Origin of the sequence: Rhodococcus sp. PAE-6 (assembly GCF_025290685.1) — a bacterium.
GTDB classification, from domain to species: Bacteria; Actinomycetota; Actinomycetes; order Mycobacteriales; family Mycobacteriaceae; genus Rhodococcus; species Rhodococcus pyridinivorans.
Genome location: NZ_JAOCLZ010000007.1, coordinates 181,039 through 203,960 on the forward strand (window position 1 = coordinate 181,039; position 22,922 = coordinate 203,960).

The 22,922-nt window shown below is 69.5% G+C and carries 23 protein-coding genes; 17 read left to right on the forward strand and 6 right to left on the reverse strand.

All coding sequences use genetic code 11. The features are described 5' to 3' along the window. Positions 1–42: 42 nt before the first annotated feature. The 3 genes from NVV99_RS15920 to NVV99_RS15930 all read left to right on the forward strand — a co-directional run bounded on the left by NVV99_RS15920 (position 43) and on the right by NVV99_RS15930 (position 3,877). Positions 43–828, forward strand: a complete 786-nt coding sequence (locus NVV99_RS15920) for an ABC transporter ATP-binding protein (RefSeq protein WP_024101517.1) — start codon at positions 43–45, stop codon at positions 826–828. Beyond that, on the forward strand, positions 825–3,269 hold the full coding sequence (locus NVV99_RS15925; protein ID WP_024101516.1) for an FtsX-like permease family protein: 2,445 nt from the start codon (positions 825–827) through the stop codon (positions 3,267–3,269). Before NVV99_RS15920 ends, NVV99_RS15925 begins: the two co-directional genes overlap by 4 nt. A gap of 233 nt (positions 3,270–3,502) precedes the next feature. Beyond that, complete coding sequence (locus NVV99_RS15930) at positions 3,503–3,877, forward strand: hypothetical protein (RefSeq protein WP_033097089.1); 375 nt, start codon at positions 3,503–3,505, stop codon at positions 3,875–3,877. On the opposite strand, the gene NVV99_RS15935 is transcribed toward NVV99_RS15930, so the two are convergent. After that, positions 3,855–4,565, reverse strand: coding sequence for a TIGR03089 family protein (locus NVV99_RS15935; RefSeq protein WP_006550195.1), 711 nt, complete (start codon positions 4,563–4,565; stop codon positions 3,855–3,857). The genes NVV99_RS15930 and NVV99_RS15935 overlap by 23 nt on opposite strands. 51 nt (positions 4,566–4,616) lie before the next feature. After that, positions 4,617–6,110, reverse strand: a complete 1,494-nt coding sequence (locus tag NVV99_RS15940; protein WP_006550196.1) for an LCP family protein — start codon at positions 6,108–6,110, stop codon at positions 4,617–4,619. 297 nt (positions 6,111–6,407) lie between these two features. Between NVV99_RS15940 and rfbD the strand changes: the two genes are divergently transcribed. From rfbD to NVV99_RS15960, 4 genes are read left to right on the forward strand one after another with little or no spacing between them, the layout of a single operon-like run. After that, a complete protein-coding gene (rfbD, locus tag NVV99_RS15945) occupies positions 6,408–7,277 on the forward strand; it encodes a dTDP-4-dehydrorhamnose reductase (RefSeq protein WP_024101514.1) in 870 nt (289 codons plus the stop codon). A gap of 59 nt (positions 7,278–7,336) precedes the next feature. Beyond that, on the forward strand, positions 7,337–8,263 hold the full coding sequence (locus NVV99_RS15950; RefSeq protein ID WP_024101513.1) for a glycosyltransferase family 2 protein: 927 nt from the start codon (positions 7,337–7,339) through the stop codon (positions 8,261–8,263). Next, positions 8,253–9,338, forward strand: a complete 1,086-nt coding sequence (locus tag NVV99_RS15955; RefSeq protein ID WP_024101512.1) for a sugar phosphate nucleotidyltransferase — start codon at positions 8,253–8,255, stop codon at positions 9,336–9,338. Before NVV99_RS15950 ends, NVV99_RS15955 begins: the two co-directional genes overlap by 11 nt. 14 nt (positions 9,339–9,352) lie before the next feature. Then, entirely contained in the window at positions 9,353–10,117 is a 765-nt protein-coding gene (locus NVV99_RS15960; protein WP_019288508.1) for an SGNH/GDSL hydrolase family protein, read from the forward strand. A 111-nt stretch (positions 10,118–10,228) separates the two neighbouring features. Here NVV99_RS15960 and NVV99_RS15965 read toward each other — a convergent pair whose 3' ends face one another. From NVV99_RS15965 to cofD, 3 genes are read right to left on the reverse strand one after another with little or no spacing between them, the layout of a single operon-like run. Further along, the gene (locus NVV99_RS15965; protein ID WP_006550201.1) at positions 10,229–10,783 is read right to left on the reverse strand and encodes an NUDIX hydrolase; all 555 of its coding nucleotides are present in this window, start codon (positions 10,781–10,783) and stop codon (positions 10,229–10,231) included. 2 nt (positions 10,784–10,785) lie between these two features. Continuing rightward, positions 10,786–12,153 (reverse strand): coenzyme F420-0:L-glutamate ligase, encoded by a 1,368-nt coding sequence (locus tag NVV99_RS15970; protein ID WP_024101511.1) that lies wholly within the window; start codon positions 12,151–12,153, stop codon positions 10,786–10,788. Beyond that, positions 12,153–13,142 carry a 2-phospho-L-lactate transferase gene (cofD, locus tag NVV99_RS15975; protein WP_024101510.1) on the reverse strand — a complete coding sequence of 330 codons (990 nt, stop codon included), beginning with the start codon at positions 13,140–13,142 and terminating at the stop codon, positions 12,153–12,155. Before cofD ends, NVV99_RS15970 begins: the two co-directional genes overlap by 1 nt. 334 nt (positions 13,143–13,476) lie before the next feature. On the opposite strand from cofD, the gene NVV99_RS15980 reads away from it, so the two are divergent. Beyond that, positions 13,477–13,743 carry a WhiB family transcriptional regulator gene (locus tag NVV99_RS15980; protein WP_167414258.1) on the forward strand — a complete coding sequence of 89 codons (267 nt, stop codon included), beginning with the start codon at positions 13,477–13,479 and terminating at the stop codon, positions 13,741–13,743. A 123-nt stretch (positions 13,744–13,866) separates the two neighbouring features. Here the strand turns inward: NVV99_RS15980 and NVV99_RS15985 are convergent, their stop codons facing one another. Next, positions 13,867–14,361 carry a metallopeptidase family protein gene (locus tag NVV99_RS15985; protein WP_024101509.1) on the reverse strand — a complete coding sequence of 165 codons (495 nt, stop codon included), beginning with the start codon at positions 14,359–14,361 and terminating at the stop codon, positions 13,867–13,869. Between the two features lie 87 nt (positions 14,362–14,448). Here NVV99_RS15985 and NVV99_RS15990 point away from each other — a divergent pair, with 87 nt between their 5' ends. The 9 genes from NVV99_RS15990 (at position 14,449) to ahcY (ending at position 22,881) form a co-directional block, all read left to right on the forward strand. Then, positions 14,449–14,844: a DUF3499 domain-containing protein gene (locus NVV99_RS15990; RefSeq protein WP_170318468.1), complete on the forward strand. Its 396-nt coding sequence runs from the start codon at positions 14,449–14,451 to the stop codon at positions 14,842–14,844. Positions 14,845–14,920: 76 nt separating this feature from the next. Further along, a complete protein-coding gene (locus tag NVV99_RS15995; RefSeq protein WP_024101508.1) occupies positions 14,921–16,291 on the forward strand; it encodes a phosphomannomutase/phosphoglucomutase in 1,371 nt (456 codons plus the stop codon). Positions 16,292–16,438: 147 nt separating this feature from the next. After that, on the forward strand, positions 16,439–17,524 hold the full coding sequence (locus NVV99_RS16000) for a hypothetical protein (protein WP_024101507.1): 1,086 nt from the start codon (positions 16,439–16,441) through the stop codon (positions 17,522–17,524). Continuing rightward, entirely contained in the window at positions 17,524–18,801 is a 1,278-nt protein-coding gene (gene manA, locus NVV99_RS16005) for a mannose-6-phosphate isomerase, class I (RefSeq protein ID WP_006550209.1), read from the forward strand. Before NVV99_RS16000 ends, manA begins: the two co-directional genes overlap by 1 nt. 210 nt (positions 18,802–19,011) lie before the next feature. Then, the gene (locus NVV99_RS16010) at positions 19,012–20,256 is read left to right on the forward strand and encodes an alkane 1-monooxygenase (protein ID WP_024101506.1); all 1,245 of its coding nucleotides are present in this window, start codon (positions 19,012–19,014) and stop codon (positions 20,254–20,256) included. A 2-nt stretch (positions 20,257–20,258) separates the two neighbouring features. Continuing rightward, entirely contained in the window at positions 20,259–20,426 is a 168-nt protein-coding gene (locus tag NVV99_RS16015; RefSeq protein WP_006550211.1) for a rubredoxin, read from the forward strand. After that, the gene (locus NVV99_RS16020; RefSeq protein ID WP_006550212.1) at positions 20,423–20,608 is read left to right on the forward strand and encodes a rubredoxin; all 186 of its coding nucleotides are present in this window, start codon (positions 20,423–20,425) and stop codon (positions 20,606–20,608) included. Before NVV99_RS16015 ends, NVV99_RS16020 begins: the two co-directional genes overlap by 4 nt. 69 nt (positions 20,609–20,677) lie before the next feature. Further along, the gene (locus tag NVV99_RS16025) at positions 20,678–21,283 is read left to right on the forward strand and encodes a TetR/AcrR family transcriptional regulator (RefSeq protein ID WP_041803410.1); all 606 of its coding nucleotides are present in this window, start codon (positions 20,678–20,680) and stop codon (positions 21,281–21,283) included. Between the two features lie 128 nt (positions 21,284–21,411). Beyond that, on the forward strand, positions 21,412–22,881 hold the full coding sequence (ahcY, locus tag NVV99_RS16030) for an adenosylhomocysteinase (RefSeq protein ID WP_006550214.1): 1,470 nt from the start codon (positions 21,412–21,414) through the stop codon (positions 22,879–22,881). Positions 22,882–22,922 lie beyond the last annotated feature (41 nt).

Below are 22,922 nucleotides of genomic sequence, written 5' to 3' on the forward strand. Positions count from 1 at the left end.
CGGGTCGATGTGCGTGCGCCGCATCGTTTCTAGCGTCGAAACATGACTTCGATCAGCTCTTTCGTACCGGCATGTTCGGCTCAGGGGGTCGCCCGCGTCTACGGGCGCGGCGACGCCGAGGTGCGTGCCCTCGACGGGGTGTCCGTCGCCTTCGCGCGGGGACGCTTCACCGCGATCATGGGACCGTCCGGATCCGGCAAGTCGACACTCATGCACACCCTCGCCGGTCTCGACGGTGTCGATTCCGGGCGCGTGATCCTCCACGGCGACGGCCGCCGCGCCGACGTCGAGATCAGCACCGCCCCCGATGCGGTGCTCACCGAACTGCGCCGCGACCGCATCGGATTCGTCTTCCAAGCGTTCAATCTGCTGCCCGTGCTCACCGCCCGCGACAACATCCTGCTGCCGATGCGGCTGGCCGGCGCGCGCCCGACGCCCGAGTGGTTCGACGAGGTGACCGGCCGGCTCGGTCTGACCGACCGGCTCGACCACCTTCCCCACGAGATGTCCGGCGGTCAGCAGCAACGCGTCGCCGTCGCGCGGGCGCTCCTGCCGCAGCCCGACGTGATCTTCGCCGACGAACCCACCGGAAACCTCGACTCGCAGTCCGGCGGGGAGGTGCTCTCGATGCTCCGGTCGAGCGTGCGGGAGACCGGTCAGACCGTGGTGATGGTGACGCACGATCCGGTCGCGGCCTCCTACTCCGATCGGGTGGTGCTGCTCGCCGACGGCCGGCTCGCCGGTGAGATCGCGCAACCCACAGCGGATTCGGTGATCGATGCGATGCGCGACCTGCGCACATCCCGAACGGTGGTGCCGGTCCGATGAGGCATCTCGTCCTGGCCCAGGCCCGCGCCCATCGGGGGCGGTACGTCGCGTCCGTGCTGGCGGTCTTCGTCGCGGTCGCGTTCGTCGTCACCACCCTCGTGCTCGGCGACACGGTGAGTGCGTCGGTCTCGAAATCCACGGCGGCCCGGTATGAGGGGGTCGCGGCAGTCGCTCTTCCCGCCGACTCCACCGTCGCACCCGACGAGGTGCTCACGCTGGTCGCTACGACACCGGGCGTCGAGGCGGCGGCGCTCGACGTCAGCGGTCCCGTCCGGCTGATCGGAGCCGACGGGTCGTCCTCGAACGGCACCGCGACGAGCATCGCACCCGAGGGCGCCCTGCGGTGGCAGCAGCTCGGGGACGGACGCTGGCCGTCGAACCCGGGTGAGGTCGCCGTCGGCTCGTCGTCCGGCCGGGCGATCGGTGACGAGATCACCGTCGCCGGCCCGACGGGTTCCGTCCCCCCGACCACCGTGGAGGTCGTCGGTGTCGTCGATCTCGACGGATCACCGCTCGCCCTGAGCCCGGGATCGGTCTTCGGCGACGCCGCGCAGGTGCGGTCGTGGTCCGGGGACACGACGGACTGGGAGGTCCGTGCAGTCGGTGACGCCGACGCCGTGCGAGCGGCACTCGCGCCGGTGCCGGGCGTCGACGTCGTGCCGGGTGCCGATCGCGCCACGGCGGTCGCCGACGACTACGTCGGGGACGTCGCCCTGCTGCGCAACGTCCTGTTGTGCTTCGCGGCGATCTCGGTGGTCGTGGCCGGCCTGGTCATCGCCAACACCTTCTCCGTCCTGCTCGCCGCGCGCACCCGCGAACTGGCCCTGATGCGCTGCGTGGGCGTGACGTCCACCCAGGTCCGCCGCAGTGTCCGCGGTGAGGCGTTCGTCGTCGGCCTCGTCGCGGCCGTCCTCGGCGTGCTCGGCGGGTCCGGACTCGCCGCGGCCGTGGTGTCCGCGGCGCGGGCCGTGGACGCCCCGATCCCGCTCACGTCGGTCTCGGTGACGGCCACCACGGTGATCGCGGGTCTGATCGTGGGAACGGGCATGACAGTGGTCGCCGCGAACGGTGCCGCGCGGGCGGCGACCCGCGTGCGGGCGCTCGCGGCCCTGCAGCCCCTCGAGACCCGCCCCGAACCGGTGCGCGATTCGTGGGTGCGCCGCATCTGTGCCGCGCTGGCGATCGTCGGGGGCACGGCCCTGCTCGGTCTCGGGGTCGTCATGGCGAACGTGCTCGTCGCGTGCCCGGGTGGACTGCTGCTGTTCGTCGGTGTGGTGCTCGCCTCCCGCCGTCTCGTGCCCGCCGCGGTCGGTGCGGTGGGGGACGTGCTCGCCCGTGCCGGTGGCCCGCTCGCGGTGCTCGCCGCCGGCAACGCCCGGCGCAATCCGCGCCGCACCGCGTCGACGGCCACCGCGCTGTTCATCGGCGTGACGTTGACCTCGACCCTCGTCGTGGGGATCGGCACGCTCGAGGCCGGGGCGCCGGACGTGATCGACGAGCAGTTCCCCGTCGACATGGCCGTGACCGCGCCCGAACGCGACGGGCTCGCACCGGAGGTGACCGAGCGGCTGACGGCGGTCGACCGGGTGAGCAGCGGCGCCGAGCTCGCGGCGGTCGACCTCACGATCGGCGGCACGGAGGCGTCGGTCCTCGGCGTCGATCCCGCGGCGATGGCCTCGACCGTCCGGACCGACGTGCGCCTGCCCGAGGCCGGGACGATCGTGCTCGAACGCTCTCTGGCGAGGTCGGTGGGCGTGGACGACGGAGCCGTCATCACCGTCGGCGGCCCGGTGGGCACCCGCGAGCTGACCGTCGCCACGACCGAGCCGGGGATGCCCGACATGATCGAGTGGAGCGACCTGACCGCCGTCGCCGGCCCCGTCACGGCGGACACCGTGTGGCTGAAACTCGATCGGGGAATGTCGGACGAGGACCTCGTCGCCGTTTCCGACGACCTGTCTCGGGTCGCCGCGGCCGAGGTTCCGGGCAGCGAGGTGGTCGGTGCGGTGCAGATGCGGCAGATGCTCGAGAAGATCCTCGACACGATGCTGCTGATCGTCGGCGGGCTGCTGTCCGTGGCCGTGGTGATCGCCCTGATCGGCGTGGGCAACACGATGGCGTTGTCCGTGCTCGAGCGGCGACGGGAGACCGCGATGCTGCGCTCGGTGGGTCTCTCGCGGGCCGGTGTGCGGAGTCTGCTCGTGCGGGAGGCGTCGATCATAGCCGGCGTGGCGTCGCTGCTCGGCGTGGTGCTCGGCCTGCTGCTCGGGGCGGCCGGCACGGCCTCGGTAATCGGCCCGGGCCACATCGCACCAGGTTCGGTGCCGTGGTGGCAGCTTGCGGCGATCGTCCTGGTGGGCGGTGTGGCGGGCGTCGTCGCCTCGCTCGTCCCCGCCCAGCGCGCGAGCCGGGTGTCGCCGGTCGCGGCGATGGCGGGGTGACGGTCGGTCCTCCGCCCGACGGTACTCCCGGTCGACCGGAACGCGCCCGAGTCCTTCCGCGGCTCGGGGGCGTTCGTCGTCGAATCGGCGGTTCGAGACGACCGGCCGACAACTAGGCCGACGAAGTCGGCAGAGAATCAGGCCGACGAAGTCGGCAGAGGATCGGACCGATCGAGTCGGCGTAGGCTCGAGCCGTGTCGGGACGGGGCCGGAAGCGTGCCAGGGCGATACGGGTGTCGCGCGGGGTCCCGTCGGTGCGGTTCGTCACCGCGCTCGCGACGGTGTGGGGCAGGGCCTGGGGCGGCTCGGTGTCCTTCGACGACGAGTTCGGCTTGTTCGTCTGCAGCGGTATGCGCGGTGGCTTCGCGCGCGGCGGCACCACCGTCGGCGGTGTCTTCCTCACCCGTAGGCCACCGACGCGGGCGCTGCTGCGCCACGAATCCGTGCACGCGGACCAGTGGGCCCGTTACGGCATCGGCTTCGCGGTGCGTTATCTGTGGGAGGAACTCCGCAACCCGGGGTCCCGCAACAGGTTCGAGATCGAGGCGGGACTCGCCGATGGCGGCTACCGCGCGGAGCGCGGGATCACCCGTCCAGACGAACCGTGATCTTCTCGCTCGCGACGCGGCGTTCGGTGGCCTCCGGGTCGGGATTGCTCACCTGTACCAGCGACGCCCGGGCCGCGAGCACCGCGAGCAGTCCGGCGACGAGAGCGTCGGGCTGCGACCAGGACCGGGACGACAACACGCGGTCGCCGCTGCCGATACCCGCCGCCGACGCCGACTCCGTGGCGGCAGCGAGCACGTCCGACTGCGAACGTCCGGCGAGCACCGCGTCGCCCGCACCGGAGGATCGGAACTGGTCGCCGTGCATCCGCACGTCCGTCGCATAGTCCGTGATCCCTGGCGGCAGGTCGCGCACGGGGGCACCGAAGGCGTCGAGCGACAACGCCGCGACCTCGGCAACCGTGTCGACCTCGTCCAACCGGTCGGGGGTGACGAGAGCGAGATCGGCATCCGGGTCGGCGTCGAGGACGACCTCGGCCCCTGCCCACCACACGCCCAGCAGGACCGCGGCGCTCTGCCAGTGGGCGGGAAGCAGCACCGCCACCCGACCTCCCGGAAGGACTCCGAACTGGTCGCGAATCATATTGGCCGTCTTGGCAGCCCAGTTGGCGAGGGTGAGCGCCGACAGTTCGATCCGCGCGCCGGTCGCGTCGTCGTACCAGGTGATCCGCGGACCCGCCGGATCTTCGGCGAGGATCGGGTCGAGCAGGGCGTCGGTCAGGGTGGTCACGATGTCCTTCTTCTCGGATTCTGTTCGCGCGACTGTCGGTTCACACAGGTGTCAGTTCACGCAGCGCGGGCCGTCGGAGCCCGCATCGATGGGCGGTGCGGCGGGAGCCGGGGTGGCGGTGCCACCGGCCGGGCTCACGCCGATGTCGGAGGCGGATGCGGCGGTGGACGAACCGGAGTACGACGACGAGCCGGGGCCGGTGTAGTCGCCGGCGAGCACGACCCGCACGGTGCCGGCCGGGAGCGAGGGATCGGACTCGGTGGCGAGACCACCGAGCGCCGCGGCCACCGCGCGGGTCTCGTCGGAGTCCTCGTCGGCACCGAAGACCGTCGACGTGCCCACACCGGAACCGGTGTAGTTGCCCACCTCGCCCTCGACGTAGCCCTCCTCGGACAGAGCCGTGGAGACCTGGGAGGCCAGGCCGGACACGGATCCGGCGTTCGCGACGTCGACCGTAACGGTCGACGCGTCGATGTCGGGAGCGGGCACCGGGGTCGAGGTGGTCTCGCTGCCGTCCGGTTCGCGGCCGATCAACTCGGCGACGAAGGAGCGCACCTCGTCCGGATCGACCTGCACGACCGACTCGCCGTAGTCGGTCATCGCGTTGATGTCCTGCACCGGGATCGTCGAGAAGGTCACGTCGCCACCGGCGAGGCCCTGCAACTGCGTCGCGAGCGCCATGATGTCCCAATCGGAGTCGAGCACCACCGAGCGCTGCACTGCGGCGGTCAGCTGACTCACCTTCGACGGGTTGGACAACGTCTTGGCGCTGAGCACCTTCTGTGCCAGCGACGCCATGAACACCTGCTGCCGCACGATCCGGTCGAGATCGCCGCGCGGCAGGTCGTGACGCTGGCGGACGAAGCTCAGTGCGTCCGATCCCTGCAGGGTCTGCTCACCGGCATCGAAACGGGCACCCGACAGCGGCTCGTCGACCGGTGCGTTCAGGCACACCTCGACACCGCCGACGGCGTCGGTGAGCAGCACGAAGCCGAGGAGTCCGACCTCGGCGTAGTGGTCCACCGTCACACCCGTCAGGTCGGCGACCGACTCGATGAGCGCCTCCCGGCCTGCCTGGGTCGATTCCTTCTCGAGTTCGGCCTCGGTCGCGTCGGCGTCCGCTTCGACGAGCTCGGCGCGCCGGTTCGCCTTCGTGGCGCCGTAGGCCGCGTTGATCTTCGACATCCCGATCTCGGGCACCTCGACGTAGGTGTCGCGGGGGATCGACATCGCAGTGGCCGACCGGCCGTCGTTCGGCACGCGGATCAGGATGATCGTGTCGGTGTTGTTCGCTACTTCCTCACCCGCGCGCAACGCGTCGAGCTCGCGCTGGGAGAGAGGATTGCCGTGCGCGTCGGTGCGGCTGTCCGTGCCCACCAGCAGGATGTCGACGGCGCCGTCCTCGCCGTCGCCGAGGGCCAGGCCGCGGACCGAGGCCAGCGACGACTGCAGCGCGTCGACGCTGCGCCACGCCGCACCGGTGACGACCAGCACGAGGCACGCCGCGATCGCGACGGCGATCTGCCACGGCCTTCCGCTGTACACCCGTGCCTCCGCCGGTGCTCCGGGGCTGCGTGAGGGCGGCTCGCGACGCGCGGAACGCCGGGACTGCCGGGGACCGGGATCCGACCCGTACCTGCCGTCGGCAGCTGTCGGATCGCCCGCGCGGGTGCGACGTCCCGTCGGATCGGGACGTCGGCCGGTGCGGCGACGCGGCTCTGGCGGCACCTGGTACTCCTCCTGTGGGTGGTACGGGGTCTGTGTATGTAGCTCTCGGGTTGAAGGCTACTGGTGGGGACGCTCGCCCGGCGCGCACCACTCCGGCGTGCCAGACTTCTCCGAGTGCGTAGCGTTCTCGTCACCGGAGCCCGTGGCCAGCTCGGCCGTCATCTCGTGAACCGCGGCACCGCGGCGGGGATACCGATCCGCGGTGTCGGATCGTCCGAGGTGGACATCACCGATCCACAGGCCGTGGCCGCCGCGGTCGAACCGGGATCCGTGGTGATCAACGCCGCCGCGTACACCGCCGTCGACGCGGCCGAGACCGACGAGGACCGGGCCGCTGTGGTGAACGGCACGGGCCCGGGCGTGTTGGCCGCCGTCTGTGCCGACAAAGGTGCCCGTCTCGTCCATGTCTCCACCGACTACGTCTTCGCCGGCGACGCGACCGAGCCCTACTGCGTGGACGCGCCGACCGGCCCGCGCACGGCCTATGGCCGCACCAAACTCGCCGGTGAACGGGCGGTGCTGGAGGTGCTTCCCACTGCGCACGTCGTGCGCACCGCCTGGGTGTACACCGGCGACGGCAACGACTTCGTCGCGACCATGCGGCGGCTCGAGGGCGAGCGGGAGACCCTGCGCGTCGTCGACGACCAACGTGGTTGCCCCACCTACGCGCGCGACCTGGCCGACGGACTGATCGAACTCGCCGAGCACGGTGACCGGATCCCCGGTGGGATTCTGCATGCCACGAACGCCGGAGAAGCGACGTGGTTCGACCTCGCCCGGGCGGTCTTCGAGGAGATCGGCGCCGACCCGGAGCGGGTGCAGCCCTGTGGCAGCGACGAGTTCGTCCGCCCCGCGCCGCGGCCGGCCTATTCGGTGCTCGACGACAGTGCCTGGATCGGTGCCGGCCTGACGCGCTTCCGTCCCTGGCGGGAGGCACTGCACGAGGCGATCGCCGGTGGCGGAACCGTGCCGCCCGCGCGATGACGTGTGAGGAAACGGCCCGTGAGGTGTCGCACACCGTCGAGGTCGCTAAGGTGACCGGCGTGGATTCGACGCTGGCCGTGGTGACGGTGACCTATTCGCCCGGTGAGCACCTCGAGAACTTTCTCACCTCGCTCACCTCCGCGACCGTTCTGCCGACGCAGGTGATCCTGGCCGACAACGGTTCGATCGACGGTGCTCCCGAGGCCGCCGACGCGGCACACGAGAACGTGCGACTGCTCCGGACCGGGGGAAACATCGGATACGGCGGGGCGATCAATCGCGCGGTCGCCGAGATCGACCCGTCCGCGGAGTTCGTGATCGTCGCGAACCCGGACGTCCGGTGGCACCCCGGTTCGATCGACGAACTGCTCGAGGCGGCGCGTCGCTGGCCGCGAGCCGGCTCGCTCGGGCCGCTGATCCACGAACCCGACGGAAGCGTCTACCCCTCGGCACGCACCGTCCCCACCCTCGCCTCCGGTGCCGGTCACGCGCTGCTCGGCACCGTCTGGCCGGCCAATCCGTGGACGCGTCGCTACCGGCAGGAGAACGAGGAGATCAGCGAACGCCCCGTGGGCTGGCTGTCCGGATCGTGCCTGCTGCTACGGCGAGCGGCCTTCGATTCGATCGACGGCTTCGATTCGAGGTACTTCATGTACATGGAGGACGTGGACCTGGGCGACCGGCTCGGACGAGCGGGCTGGCTCAACGTGTACGTGCCGTCCGCGGTGGTCACGCACGCCAAGGGCCACGCGGCCGGACGGCACCCCGAACTGATGCTTCCGGCACATCATGAGAGTGCCTACCGCTTCCAGGCGGACCGTCACCCCCACGGGTGGCAGGCACCGCTGCGGTGGGCTCTGCGGGCCGGGCTCGCAGTGCGATCGCGAGTGGCGGTCGCAGCGGCCGTGCGGGAGCGTCGGAACGGGAGGACCGACCGGAACATTCGGGTCGGCACGACAGTGAACAGGGGAGACGATGACGAGTGAGTCGGCACCGCACACCGATGCGGTGATTCTGGTCGGCGGACAGGGCACGCGGCTACGCCCGTTGACGCTGTCGGCACCCAAGCCGATGCTGCCCACCGCGGGGGTGCCTTTCCTCACCCATCTGCTCGCGCGGATCCGTGAGGCAGGCATCAAACACGTCGTCCTCGGCACCTCGTTCAAGGCCGAGGTCTTCGAGCAGCACTTCGCCGACGGTTCCGACTTCGGTCTCGAGATCGAGTACGTCACCGAGACCGAGCCGCTCGGCACCGGCGGCGGTATCCGCAACGTGCTGCCGAAGCTGCGCGCCGACAACGTCATGGTCTTCAACGGCGACGTGCTCGGTGGCACCGATCTCGGTGCGGTGCTCGACACCCACGTGCGCACCGAGGCGGACGTGACCCTGCACCTGGTGCGGGTGAGCGATCCGCGTGCCTTCGGCTGTGTGCCGACCGACGAGGACGGCCGGGTGACCGCCTTCCTCGAGAAGACTCAGGATCCGCCGACCGATCAGATCAACGCCGGTTGCTACGTCTTCCGCCGCGAGATCATCGAGCAGATCCCCGAAGGCCGTCCGGTGTCGGTGGAGCGCGAGGTGTTCCCGGCGCTGCTGACCGAGGGCAAGAAGGTGTTCGGGCACGTCGACGCGGCCTATTGGCGCGACATGGGCACCCCGGAGGATTTCGTCCGCGGCTCGGCCGATCTGGTCCGCGGTATCGCTCCGTCCCCGGCGCTCCCGCCGCAGCGCGGCGAGTCGCTCGTGCATCCGGGTGCCTCCGTGGCCCCGGGCGCCCTGCTCATCGGGGGCACGGTCGTCGGCCGCGGCGCCGAGATCGGTGCGGGTGCCCGCCTGGACGGCGCGGTGATCTTCGACGGTGCGCGGGTCGAGGCCGGTGCGGTGGTCGAACGGAGCATCATCGGTTTCGGTGTACGGGTCGGTCCGCGGGCCTTGATCCGCGACGGTGTGATCGGTGACGGCGCCGATATCGGTGCGCGATGCGAGCTGCTGCGCGGTGCCCGGGTGTGGCCGGGAGTGAAGATCCCCGACGGCGGTATCCGGTTCAGTACCGACGTGTGAGTCGAGAGGTCGAAGTGGGTTTCGAAAGATACGTGGCCCTCGGTGATTCGTTCACCGAGGGAGTCGGCGACCCGGATCCGGCGCGTGCCAACGGGCTGCGCGGTTGGGCCGATCTCGTCGCCGGTGAGCTGGCGCGGCACTCGGAGAGCTTCGCGTACGCGAACCTCGCCATCCGGGGCCGGTTGCTGCGACCGATCATCGACGAGCAGCTCGAGACCGCCGTGGCGATGCGTCCCGATCTCGTGACGATCTATGCCGGCGGCAACGACCTCATGCGTCCGAAGCTCGACCTCGACGCGCTCGCGGCGGAATACGACGAGGCGATCGGCAAGCTCGCCGCGACCGGCGCCCGCATCCTGATGTGGACGGCCTACGACGGCAGCTGGGCGCCGGTCTTCGGGATGCTGCGCGGCCGCTGGGCCGTGTACAACGAACTCGTCCGGGCGATCGCCGATCGACACGGGGCGACCATCGTCGACTTCTGGAGGTTCGACGAGTACCGCGATCTGCGCATGTGGGACTTCGACCGGCTGCACATGTCCGCGGCCGGCCACCACAACATGGCGATCCGGGTGCTCGATCTGCTGGGCGTCGCACACGGTCTCGGACCGGTGGAGTTCGACGAGGCACCCGTCCTCACACGGGCCCAGGAACGCGCCGCGGACCGCGCGTGGATGCGCGAGTTCCTCGTCCCCTGGGTGGGCCGGCGGCTGCGCGGAGTATCCTCCGGCGACGGCATCACCCCGAAATACCCCGACCTCGGCCCTGTCCGGTTCTGACCTCACGGCCCGGTTCCGACCTCACGCTCGTCCCGGCAACCCACCGGGACGAGCGTGGTCGTCTCAGGCCCGTCAGGCCCCGTCGTCTCAGGCCCGTCGGGCCCCGTCGTCTCAGGCCCGTCGGGCCGCGGCGAGCCGGACCATGTGCGCGATGGTCTCGTGCTCGGCCTCCGGCGGAAGCGCGTCGACGGGCCACCACTGCAGGTCGGTGGATTCGTCGCTGCGTACCGGCCGGGCACCGACGGGTGCGGTCACCAGGAACCGCAGGTCGAGGTGACGGGTGGGCACGCCGAGGGAGCACGTGATCGGATGCGTGTGCGCCGACAGCAGTTCCGGATCGATCACCAGATCGGCGATGCCGGATTCCTCGGTGGCCTCGCGCAGGGCCGCGTCGACGACCGTGTCGTCCGACGGCTCGCAGTGACCGCCGAGCTGGATCCACCGCCCCACCCGCGGATGCAGGGTGAGCAACACGTTGCGGTGGTCGGCGTCGAGCACGATCGACGACGCCGTGATGTGGCCGGGCACGTGTTCGCGCAGGCACCCGTCGGGCGCTGAATCGAGGAACGCCAGCATCGTGTGCCGCAGCGATTCGGCGTCTTCCGAGTCGGTGCGCCAGGCGGTGAGCCGGTCGATCGCCGAGGCGTGCAGGGAACGCGCCGACACGACTACAGCTCCACGAGGGCGTCGCCCGGGTCCGCGGGTTCGCGCGGTTCCGGTTCGGTGAGCGGGTAACCGACGGCGACCGCCCCGAGCGGCGACCACTCGGCGGGAAGACCGAGTTCCTCGCGGACCACCTCGGGAGCGAAGATCGTCGAACCGATCCAGCAGCTGCCGAGCCCGCGGGTGGCCAGGGACACGAGCAGGCCCTGCACCGCGGCGCCGGCGGCGACGGTGAACATCGTCGCCTCGGCCGCGGTGCGACGGGCATCCGGATAGTGGTGTGCGCCGTCGGGCACCCAGAAGGGGACGATCACCTCGGGTGCGTCGTAGAGGATCGCGCCGCGGGAGATCCGGCGTTCGACGGCCACCGGGTCGAGTCCGTCGCCGTGGAGATCCTCGGCCCACCTGTCGCGCATGCGGTCGAGGAGCCGGCGGCGCACCTGCTCGGTGCGCACCCACACGAACCGGACCGGACGGGTGTGATGAGGTGCGGGTGCGGTGAGGGCCTCGGCGACCGCCTCGCGCAGATCCTCGGGATCGACGGGCTCGGAGGCGAACTGCCGCACCGACCGGCGCAGCAGCAGCGCCTCGCGCCGACCGCGTTCGAGAGCCTCCTCGGTGCCGAGCCAGAACAGGTCGTCCTCGCCGCTGCGGATCAGGGCGCGGGCGGTGGATCCGTCGTCGGGCAGGTCGAGTCCGCGCACCACGGCGACGGGCACACCGCCGAGCTTGCCCTTGACCAGATCGCCTGCGGCGGCGATCTCGTCGGCGACCGCCACGGACGTCACCTGCAGTTCGTTGCCCTGCGAGTCGTGGGAGCCGGCGTAGCCGTGCAGGACTGGAAGCCCGGACGAGCCGATCGCGGCGTCGGTCTGGCCGTTGCGCCAGGCGCGGCCCATGGTGTCGGTGACCACCACGGCGACCCGGACGCCGAGCAGCGCACCGATCCGTTCGCGGAGCGCCGCTGCGCTCGCATCGGGGTTCTCGGGCAGCAGCGCGAGTTCGGCGCTGTCGACATTGGATCCGTCGATGCCGGAGGCTGCCTGCACGATGCCGAGCTTGTTCTCTGTGATGAGGGTGCGGCCCTTGCGTGCCAGCACGCGCACCGCTTCCTGGTTCACCAGGCGCCGGCGGAGCGCGTCGCGGGCGTCGGGATCGGTGGGCGCGAACACGATCCGTCCCTCGACCTTCGAGACCACTTTGCTGGTGACGACGAGGACGTCCCCGTCGGCCAGCCACGGTGCGGCCTGCGCGACGGCTGCGGCCAGGTCGTCGCCGGGCCGGAATTCGGGAAGCCCGGCGACGGGCAGGATCTCGATCGGGCCGCCCGGCGCGTGGTCGCGCACTGCAGGGTCGGCGACGGCGTCCGGCATCACAGGGTCACTCCGGCGAGGTCGAGGGCGGCGCGGGCCATCTCGGCCGTCGCGTCGGTGTCGGTCATGAGCAGGGGAACGGATCGGACCTCGACGCCTGGCACCTCGGCGTTGTCGGTCGAGTGCACGAGCCAGCCGTCGAGAATGCCTGTGCCCGAGCGGGCGCCGTAGTACCGGCCGACCGCCTCGGCGGTGGTATCCACTCCGATGACGTCCAGGCACGCATCGGCCATGCCGCGCAGGGGCTTGCCGTCGATGACGGGGGACAGGCCGACGACCTTCGCCGACGTGGTGCGCAGCGCCCCACGGATACCGGGGATCGCGAGGATCGCTCCGACGCTCACGACGGGGTTCGACGGGGCCAGGACGACGGCGTCGGCGTTCTCGATCGCCTCGAGCACACCGGGAGCGGGCTCTGCCTCCTCTGCGCCGATGTGGGCGAAGCTGTGGGTGGGCACCTGGGCGCGGTGGCGGACCCACCATTCCTCGAAGTGCACGGCCCGCTGTTCACCGTCCTCGGGATCGGTGATGACGACATGGGTCTCGCTGCGGTCGTCGGAGACCGGCAGCAGGGTCACACCCGGCTTCCACCGCGTGCACAGTGCTTCGGTGATCGCGGAGAGCGGATAGCCGGTCCGCAGCATCTGCGTCCGGATGAGGTGGGTGGCGATGTCGCGGTCGCCGAGACCGAACCAGTCGGGGATCGCCCCGTAGGCGGCGAGTTCCTCCTTGGCGTTCCAGGTCTCACCGGCGCGGCCCCAGCCGCGTTCGGTGTCGATCCCACCGCCGAGGGTGTACATGCAGGTGTCGAGATCCGGACAGATCCTCAGGCCGTGCATCCACACGTCGTCGCCGACGTTGACGATCGCGGTGATGCGGTGTGCCGCGTCCGGATTCGGCTCCACGCCCGGAGAAATATCGAGAAGCCGGCGCAAACCTGAGAGAAAACGCGCCCCACCGACACCTCCGACCAATACAGTCACATTCACGGCCCAAGCCTAAGCGGTGCGTCGCCTACCCGGTCGCGCACCGTCCGAAACGCGTTTCGGCAAAGCGGCCGATGATATGTGAACAACGCCGCTCCGCTTGACCGCGACACACCCGAAGTGTCTAATCACATACATGTCATTCGATAATCGAATTCGAGATCCCTTGCGGTGAACCCGCATTCGAACGAGTATTCGAAGGATGGCAGCGGGTTGATCCCCGGTCATGATTCGGCGCTGCAGGTGAGGAGGAACAATGGCCGGCGAGCGCGACAGCTTCGAGCTCACTCGAAGCGATACTGCAGTCGAGGCTGTCTGTGACTACCCGGACGTCGGGGTGCCCGTCCTGAGTTTGATCTCGGGATTCGGTGACCCAGCGGACGGCGAGGAGCAGTGGCAGGAGCGTGCGCTCTGTGCGCAGACCGATCCGGAGGCATTCTTCCCCGAGAAGGGTGGCTCCACCAGAGAGGCCAAGCGCATCTGCATGGGGTGTGAGGTCCGGGACGAATGTCTCGAATACGCTCTCGCTCACGACGAGCGGTTCGGTATCTGGGGCGGGCTCTCCGAGAGGGAACGCCGTCGCCTCAAGCGCGGAATAGTCTGACGAGGAGTTCGGCCCGGTACGGGGAGTGCGGGACCGAGTGAAACACCGAATCGGATGACGAAGGCCGGGTTGCGGCCGTGGGGGACGAGCAACCCGGCCTTCGTCATGTATCCGGAACGTTTCTCAGCCCTCGTCGTCCTCGTCGAGTGTCGGATCCACCACTTCCGGTTCGACGCCGAGATAGGTGGCCACCTGGTGCACGAGGACGTCGTGCACCAGATCCGTCAGATCGTCCGGATCCTTCGCGCGCACCTCGAGAGGTCGGCGGAACAACACGATCCGCGCCCGGGTGGCAGCGCCTCGTCGATCGATCCCCGCCGGCACGAGCCGGGACAGCGGCACCGGCCCGTCGGCAACCACCTCGTCCGGCCAGTTGACCGAGTCGGGGTCGCGTGCCCGGATCTTCGGGACCTCGTCGACGGCAATGTCGAGCTTGGTGAGGCGGTCGTGCCAGCGCGCGTCGATCGGCGCGAACGCCCCCAATACGAGCAGGTCGAATTTCTCTGCGCGTGTCTTCCACGCCGGCAGGCTCTGCGGGAACAGGGGACCGCGGATTCCCCTGCCGCGGCGTGCCACGGCACGGGACGACACAGGGCGGGAACGTCGTGCGCGGACCATGCCATGGACACTACGACACGAAAATCGCTCCACCCTTTCGGTGTGTCCGAATAGTCCTGGCGCGTCCGGCGCGCTACGCTCCCAGTCGTGAGAACACTGCGTCGATGCTGCCGGCCTGGGTGCAAGAACCCTGCTGTTGCGACGCTGACCTACGTGTACTCGGACTCCACTGCCGTTGTCGGTCCCCTGGCGACCGTCGCGGAACCGCACTCGTGGGATCTCTGCGAGATGCACGGTTCGCGCATCACGGCACCCAAGGGCTGGGAACTCGTCCGATACGAGGGAGCGTTCTCGTCGGCCACCCCCGACGAGGACGATCTGACCGCCCTCGCCGAGGCCGTACGCGAGGCCGGCCTGGGGGAGCGTTCCCGTTCCGACGCGAGCGACGACGACGCCGAGCAACCCCAACGGGCCGTCGTGCCTCCCACCGCACGCACCGGCCGACGCGGTCACCTGCGTGTTCTTCCCGATCCCACGTCCTGAGCCGTTCGCACTAGGCTGAGCGAGTGCGATGGCGCGGAGGACGGTATCGCACGAGTCGAGTTCAGGAGCTAATACAGTGGCGAGAGCTGCCGAGTCGGTGTCAGCAGTCATCAAGGCCTACGACGTACGGGGTGTCGTCGGAGAGCAGATCGACGAAGAGTTCGTCCGCGAGGTCGGAGCGTCGTTCGCACGCCTGTTGCGCAGTGAGGGCAGCGCGGACCGTGTGGTGATCGGGCACGACATGCGCGCCTCGTCCCCCTCGCTCTCGCAGGCCTTCGCCGACGGGGTCACCGCCCAGGGACTCGACGTGGTGCTGATCGGCCTCGCATCCACCGACCAGCTCTACTTCGCGTCGGGCCTGCTCGACGCACCCGGCGCGATGTTCACGGCCAGCCACAATCCCGCGAAGTACAACGGCATCAAGCTCTGCCGTGCCGGTGCCAAGCCCGTCGGTCAGGACACCGGTCTGGCGCAGATCTCCGCCGACCTCGTCGAGGGGGTGCCCGCCTACGACGGCGAGCGCGGCAGCATCACCGAGCAGGACGTCCTCGAGGACTACGCCTCGTTCGTCCGCGGCCTGGTCGATCTCGCGGAGATGCGTCCGCTGAAGGTGGCGGTCGACGCCGGCAACGGCATGGGAGGCCACACCGTCCCCGCCGTCTTCGGTGCCCTGCCCGTCGATCTCGTGCCGCTGTACTTCGAACTCGACGGCACCTTCCCGAACCACGAGGCCAACCCCCTCGACCCCGCCAACCTCGTCGACCTCCAGCGTCTGGTCGTCGAGTCCGGTGCCGACGTGGGCCTGGCCTTCGACGGCGACGCCGACCGCTGCTTCGTCGTCGACGAGCGCGGCGAGCCGGTCACCCCGTCCGCGGTCACGGCGCTCGTCGCCGCCCGCGAACTCGCCAAGGAACCCGGCTCGACGATCATCCACAACCTCATCACCTCGCGCGTGGTGCCCGAACTCGTCGCCGAGCAGGGCGGCAAGCCGGTGCGCACCCGGGTCGGGCATTCGTTCATCAAGCAGCAGATGGCCGAGACCGGTGCCGTCTTCGGCGGGGAACACTCGGCGCACTACTACTTCCGCGACTTCTGGGGTGCCGACTCCGGCATGCTCGCGGCGCTGCACGTCCTCGCCGCACTCGCCTCGCAGGACGGTCCGCTCTCCGAGCTGATGAGCTCCTACAACCGGTACGCGGCGTCGGGCGAGATCAACTCGACGGTCGCCGATGCTGCCGAGCGCACCGAGGCCGTCGTCGCGGCGTTCGAGGACCGCGCGGTATCGATCGACCGGCTCGACGGTGTCACCGTCGACCTGCCCGACAACGCATGGTTCAACCTGCGCGCGTCCAACACCGAGCCGTTGCTGCGGCTCAACGTGGAGGCCCGCACGGACGGTGAGGTCGAGGCATTGGTGAAGGAGATCCTTTCCGTCGTTCGTGCGTAGGCGGAGGGACAACGGGAATAATCGAAGTGCCGGGACAGGTCGTGCCGGTGTCGGTTCGGCGGAGCACCGATCTCGGGTCGGTGGCCCCACCGGGCCCTGTCAGCCGGCCCGCCGAGGTCGCGGCGGCGGAAGGAAGGTGATGCGGTCGTGACGGCACCCTCACCGCTGTTCGACTTCGACGATGCGGGCGGTGTTCTCGCCGCCGATGTCGACGGCATCCTCAGGAGCGCGGCCCTCGGCGGCGCCCAGATCCGCGCGGTCGCCGCGGCGGTCGACGAAGGTCTGCTCGGCCGGCTCACCGACATGCACCCCCGCAGTGTGGTCTTCGTCGGCACCGACGCCCGCGCCCGCTCGGCAGCGGAACTGGTCGTCGCGATGTTCGGTGGGCAGGCCGGTGTACCGCTGATCTCCGCGCCGGCCACACCGCCGTGGGTCGGCGCGCTCGATGTCGTGGTGGTCTCGGGAAACGACGCCGGCGATCCAGAGCTGGCGCGCAGCATCGACGCCGGACTGCGTCGCAGCGCTGAGGTCGTCGTCGACGCCCCCGACGAAGGTCCGGTGCGGGCGGTCTCGGCCGGTCGCGCGATGTTGTTGCCGCCGCGCGTCCGGGTCCAGACCCGGTACGTGCTCGCCCGGCACGTCGCGGTGTTCTGTGCGGTGCTCGGCGTGTTGCAGCGCGCCGTCCGGATCACCGGTGTCCCGCCGCTCGCCGAGGTCGCCGACACGGCCGACGAGGAAGCGGCGCGCAATCATCCGGCGAACGAGGTCTTCCACAATCCCGCAAAGTCGCTCGCGGTGCGCATGCAGTCGCGTCGCGTGGCGTTCGCGGGAGACTCCGCCGCGACGACGGTGCTCGCACGGCACGCGTCGGAGGCCCTGCTCCAGGAGGCGGGTGTGGTCGCCGGCGCTGCGGCACTGAGCGACGTGCTGGTCGCGCGCGACCGGCTTACGAATGTGGTCACCGCGAGCGGTGAGAACTACGACCCGTTCTTCCACGACGAGGAGCTGGACGGACCGGCGCCGATCGCACCGGCACGGGTGTTCGTGCTCAGCACCGACCCCGACCGCTCGGCGGCGCAGCGCAGGACGGCGGCACTTCCGGATGTGGAATTGATGTCCGTGATCGGGGAATTCGAATCGAGCACGGTTCCGACCGTGCTGGAACAGGTGGCAGTGTTGACCGTCCGCACAGAGATGGCGGCCGCATATCTCGGATTGGCAGGGGGGAGATAGTGCACCGACTCGAAGGTGCGGTGCGCTCGTACGCCTGGGGATCGCGGACCGCGATCGCCACCCTGCGTGGCCGCAATGTGCCGTCCCATCATCCCGAGGCCGAGTTGTGGCTCGGTGCGCACCCGGCCGATCCCGCCAGGCTGGTGGATCCGGACGGCGACGAGCACTCGCTGCTCGACGTGTTGTCGGCCGATCCGCAGCGACACCTCGGTGATCGCACGGTGGGGGCGTTCGGTCCCCGCCTGCCCTTCCTGCTCAAGCTACTGGCGGCGGAGGAGCCGCTGTCGCTGCAGGCGCATCCCAGCGCCGGCCAGGCGGCCGAGGGCTTCGCTCGTGAGGAAGCACTCGGCATCCCGATCGACTCGCCCGTCCGCAACTACAAGGACGCCAGCCACAAGCCCGAACTCGTGGTGGCGCTGACCCGGTTCGAGGCCCTGGCCGGCTTCCGTGACCCGAAACGGACCGTGGAGCTGTTCGAGGCGCTGGCCGTGCCGGAACTCGACCCCTATGTGGGACTGCTCGCGGGCCAACCCGATTCGAGCGGTCTGCGGGCGCTGTTCACCACCTGGATCACGTTGCCCCCGCCCGCTCTCGCAGCGTTGCTGCCGCGTGTGCTCGACGGTTGCGTCACCTATCTCGCGGCCGGACGGGACGGCGAACGCGATTTCGTTCCGGAGGTACGCACGGCCCTGCAGCTGGCGGACTTCTATCCCGGCGACGCCGGAGTGCTCGCCTCGCTGCTGCTCAACCGCATCACCCTGCAGCCGGGCGAGGGCCTGTACCTCGACGCGGGAAATCTGCACGCCTACCTGCACGGCATGGGTGTCGAGGTCATGGCGAACTCCGACAACGTGCTGCGCGGTGGTCTCACCCCGAAGCACGTGGACGTGCCCGAACTGCTGCGGGTGCTCGACTTCGGTGCGGCCTCGGTGCCGATTCTCGAAGCCGTGCCGGAGGCCTCGGCGGAGACCGGGTCGGGGCAGAGTCCGATCGAACGCCGCTACCGCACCCCGGCACCGGAGTTCGCGTTGTCCCGCATCGATCTCGGCGCGGGCGACGCCCTCGGGGTCGGTGCCGACGGACCACAGATCCTGCTGTGCACCGCAGGCGATGCCCGCGTCGAGTGCGACGGCGAGTCGGTGACGCTGAGGCCCGGCGACTCGGCGTGGTTGTCGGCGTGCGACCGGAATCCGACCGTCCACGGTTGTGCCGCGGACACCCAGGTCTTCCGGGCCCGGCTCGGGGAGATACCGGGATCGGCGACCGACGAGTCCTGAAGCGGAGTCCCGGTAGGGACGGAATCGAACCGAAGGCGAGCCCGCACGGGCTCGCCTTCGTCGTTTCCGGATGCACCTTCGTGAGATTTACAAAATCGCCTATATGTCTAGACCTAGGACGAACAGTGGCCTAGAGTCAAGATATGAGTGGTGTGCGTCACCGTGCGGTGGCGTGCCCGGCGCCATCAACGGTGATGAAGGAGACCCGACATGAGTACGGCATCCGCGGATTCGGTGGATCGACCCGACCTTCAGTGGCGCGACCGGAAACGCCATCTGTGGCTTCTGGGGCTGGTGCCCCCGACGGCGCTGTTCGTCGCCGCCGCCCTGGTGTGGGGCGGTAACGAACTCGGTCTGCAGAGCGTCACCCCGGTCCTGTGGTGGATAGGCCCCCTGCTGGTCTACGTACTCGTCCCGCTGCTCGACCTGTTCGTCGGCCCCGACGGCGAGAACCCACCCGACGAGTTGTTCGAGCAACTCGAGAACGACCGCTTCTACCGCTACTGCACCTACCTCTACTTGCCCTTCCAGTTCGCCTCGCTGGTCTTCGCCTGCTACCTCTGGTCGGCCGGCGACCTGTCCTGGCTCGGCATCGACGGCGGGCTCGGCGTGATGTCGAAGATCGGACTCGCGATCTCGGTCGGGGTGGTCGCGGGCATCGGTATCAACACGGCACACGAACTCGGCCACAAGAAGATCGAATTCGAACGGCGACTGTCGAAGTGGGCGCTCGCCCCGTCGTTCTACGGGCACTTCTACATCGAGCACAATCGCGGCCACCACGTGCGGGTCGCCACCCCGGAGGATCCGGCCTCTGCCCGGTTCGGGGAGAGCTTCTGGCGATTCCTGCCCCGCAGCGTCGTCGGCAGCCTGCGGTCGGCGTGGCGCCTCGAACGGGCCCGCCTCGAACGGCTCGACAAGCCGGTGTGGAGCGTGCACAACGACGTCCTCAACGCGTGGGCGATCTCCGTCGCGCTGTACGCGGTGCTCCTCGGTGTCTTCGGTCTGTCGATCGCGCCGTACCTCGTGATCCAGGCGGTGTTCGGGTTCTCGTTGCTCGAGGCCGTGAACTATCTCGAGCACTACGGTCTGCTGCGGCAGAAGACCGCGAAGGGGCGCTACGAGCGCTGCTCGCCCGCGCACAGCTGGAACAGTGACCACCTGGTGACGAACATCTTCCTGTACCACCTGCAGCGGCACAGCGACCATCACGCCAACCCCACGCGGCGCTACCAGACCCTGCGCAGCATGGAGATCTCACCGCAACTGCCCGCGGGTTACGCGACGATGATCACCCTCGCCTACATCCCGCCGCTGTGGCGCAAGGTCATGGACCACCGCGTGCTCGACCACTACGACGGCGACATCACCCGCGTCAACATCGAACCGCGTCGACGCGAGAAGATCCTGGCCCGCTACGGAGCATCGGATCCCACTACTGCGGAAGGGGAGTGATCGTGGCGTCCTACCGCTGTCCCGTCTGTGAGTTCGTGTACGACGAGACCGCCGGCGTTCCCCGTGAGGGCTTTCCGGCCGGCACCCCGTGGTCCGACGTGCCCGACGACTGGCCGTGTCCCGACTGCGGAGTCCGGGAGAAGACCGATTTCGAGGAGTACACCCAGTGAGTGCCGACTACCGTCTGTTCCGTTGTCTCGTCTGCGGATTCGAATACGACGAGGCCGAAGGGTGGCCCGACGAGGGCATCGGACCCGGCACCCGGTGGGAGGACATCCCCGACGACTGGTCGTGCCCGGACTGCGGCGCCGCCAAGGCCGACTTCGAGATGGTCGAGATCGTCCGCCGGTGAACCGCTGCACGGGGGATCACTACCCGTCTTGCTTTGACGAGCACATCCGTGCGTGAGAGCGTTCCCACCATGCCGAACGCGCGGGTTCCCTTCCACGAGGCAAGTCGGGTGCTGCTGCGCTCGACGATCCTCGACGCCATGCGCGAGCTGCTACACGAACGCGACTGGTCGGCCGTCACCATGAGCGACGTCGCCCGAGCCGCCGGTATCAGCCGGCAGACCCTGTACAAGGAGTTCTCCTCCCGGCAGGGGCTCGCCCAGGGATATGCGCTGCGTCTGGTCGACGAGTTCGTCGATGCGGTGGCCGATTCGGTGTACGCCCACGTCGGCGACGCGCGGGCCGCGCTCGTGGACGGATTCACCTTCTTCTTCGAGGCGTCCGCCGCCGACCCCCTGGTGAAGTCGCTGCTGAGCGGGGAGGCCAAACCCGACCTGCTGCGGTTGATCACCACCGACGCCGCCCCCATCCTCGAGCGGGGCGCGGGTCGCCTCACGGAGACCTTCCACCACAGCTGGATCGCGGCGTCCGAATCCGACGCGGGGATCCTCGCGCGCGCTGTCGTGCGGGTCGCGCTGAGCTTCGTCTCGATGCCCCCGGCCTCGGGGCGTGATGTCGCCGCCGACCTCGCCGATCTGCTCGTGCCGTTCGTCGAACGGGCCGCCATACGCGGTTGACGTCCGGGCGTCGTACCGGAAGGTGCGGCGGACGGATCCCGTCGGGGGACGATCTGCCGGGCCTCTTCTTGCGCAGGTTGTATAGCCTGGAACCAACATCGTCTGCCGACAGGAAGAGGCATCTGCACGTGTCTGACACCACGCTCGTAGCCGACCGGGTCAACGGTCTCGATTTCAAGGTCGCCGATCTGTCCCTCGCCGAGTTCGGGCGCAAGGAGATCCGGCTCGCCGAACACGAGATGCCGGGCCTGATGGCGCTGCGTCGCGAGTACGCGGAGGTGCAGCCGCTGAAGGGCGCACGGATCTCCGGCTCGCTGCACATGACGGTCCAGACCGCTGTGCTCATCGAAACGCTCGTCTCCCTCGGCGCGCAGGTGCGCTGGGCGTCATGCAACATCTTCTCCACCCAGGACCACGCCGCCGCGGCCGTCGTCGTCGGCCCGCACGGCACCCCCGAGGAGCCCAAGGGCGTCCCGGTGTTCGCCTGGAAGGGCGAGACCCTCGAAGAGTACTGGTGGGCGGCCGAGCAGATGCTCACCTGGCCCGGCGAACCCGCCAACATGATCCTCGACGACGGCGGCGACGCCACGATGCTCGTGCTCAAGGGCGCCCAGTTCGAGAAGGCCGGCGTCGTCCCGCCGAGCGACGAAGAGCAGGACTCCGCAGAGTACAAGGTCTTCCTCGAGCTGCTGCGCCGCTCGCTCGCGGCCGACTCGAAGAAGTGGACCACCGTCGCCGAGTCCGTCAAGGGCGTCACGGAGGAGACCACCACGGGCGTCCTGCGCCTGTACCAGCTCTCCGCGGCCGGCGAGCTCGCGTTCCCCGCGATCAACGTCAACGACTCGGTCACCAAGAGCAAGTTCGACAACAAGTACGGCACCCGGCACTCGCTGCTCGACGGCATCAACCGCGGCACCGACGTCCTCATCGGCGGCAAGGCCGCGCTCGTGTGCGGTTACGGCGACGTCGGCAAGGGCTGCGCCGAGGCCCTGCGCGGCCAGGGCGCACGCGTCTCGGTCACCGAGGTCGACCCGATCAACGCCCTGCAGGCCATGATGGACGGCTACGACGTCGTGACGGTCGAGGACTTCATCGGCCAGGCCGACATCGTCATCACCGCCACGGGCAACAAGGACATCATCACCTTCGAGCACATGAAGGCGATGAAGCACCAGGCCATCCTCGGCAACATCGGCCACTTCGACAACGAGATCGACATGGCCGGCCTCGAGCGGGCCGCCGACGTCACGCGGATCAACATCAAGCCGCAGGTCGACGAGTTCACCTTCGCCGACGGCCATTCGATCATCGTCCTGTCGGAGGGCCGCCTGCTCAACCTGGGCAACGCCACGGGCCACCCCTCCTTCGTGATGAGCAACTCGTTCGCCAACCAGGTGATCGCCCAGATCGAGCTGTGGACCAAGCCCGACCAGTACGACAACGAGGTCTACCGCCTGCCCAAGCACCTCGACGAGAAGGTCGCGAAGATCCACGTCGAGGCGCTCGGCGGACAGATCACGAAGCTGACCAAGGAGCAGGCCGAGTACATCGGCGTCGACGTCGAGGGCCCGTACAAGCCCGAGCACTACCGCTACTGATCCCGGCAACGCGACGGGAACGCAGAGCGCATGAGTGATCG

Excerpts from the sequence above, each read along its gene's own strand:
- NVV99_RS15920 (WP_024101517.1), top strand. The coding sequence starts at position 43 with ATGACTTCGATCAGCTCTTTCGTACCGGCATGTTCGGCTCAGGGGGTC.
- NVV99_RS15925 (WP_024101516.1), top strand. The coding sequence starts at position 825 with ATGAGGCATCTCGTCCTGGCCCAGGCCCGCGCCCATCGGGGGCGGTAC.
- NVV99_RS15955 (WP_024101512.1), top strand. The coding sequence starts at position 8,253 with ATGACGAGTGAGTCGGCACCGCACACCGATGCGGTGATTCTGGTCGGC.
- NVV99_RS15970 (WP_024101511.1), bottom strand. The coding sequence starts at position 12,153 with ATGCCGGACGCCGTCGCCGACCCTGCAGTGCGCGACCACGCGCCGGGC.
- NVV99_RS15985 (WP_024101509.1), bottom strand. The coding sequence starts at position 14,361 with ATGGTCCGCGCACGACGTTCCCGCCCTGTGTCGTCCCGTGCCGTGGCA.
- NVV99_RS16010 (WP_024101506.1), top strand. The coding sequence starts at position 19,012 with ATGAGTACGGCATCCGCGGATTCGGTGGATCGACCCGACCTTCAGTGG.
- NVV99_RS16025 (WP_041803410.1), top strand. The coding sequence starts at position 20,678 with ATGCCGAACGCGCGGGTTCCCTTCCACGAGGCAAGTCGGGTGCTGCTG.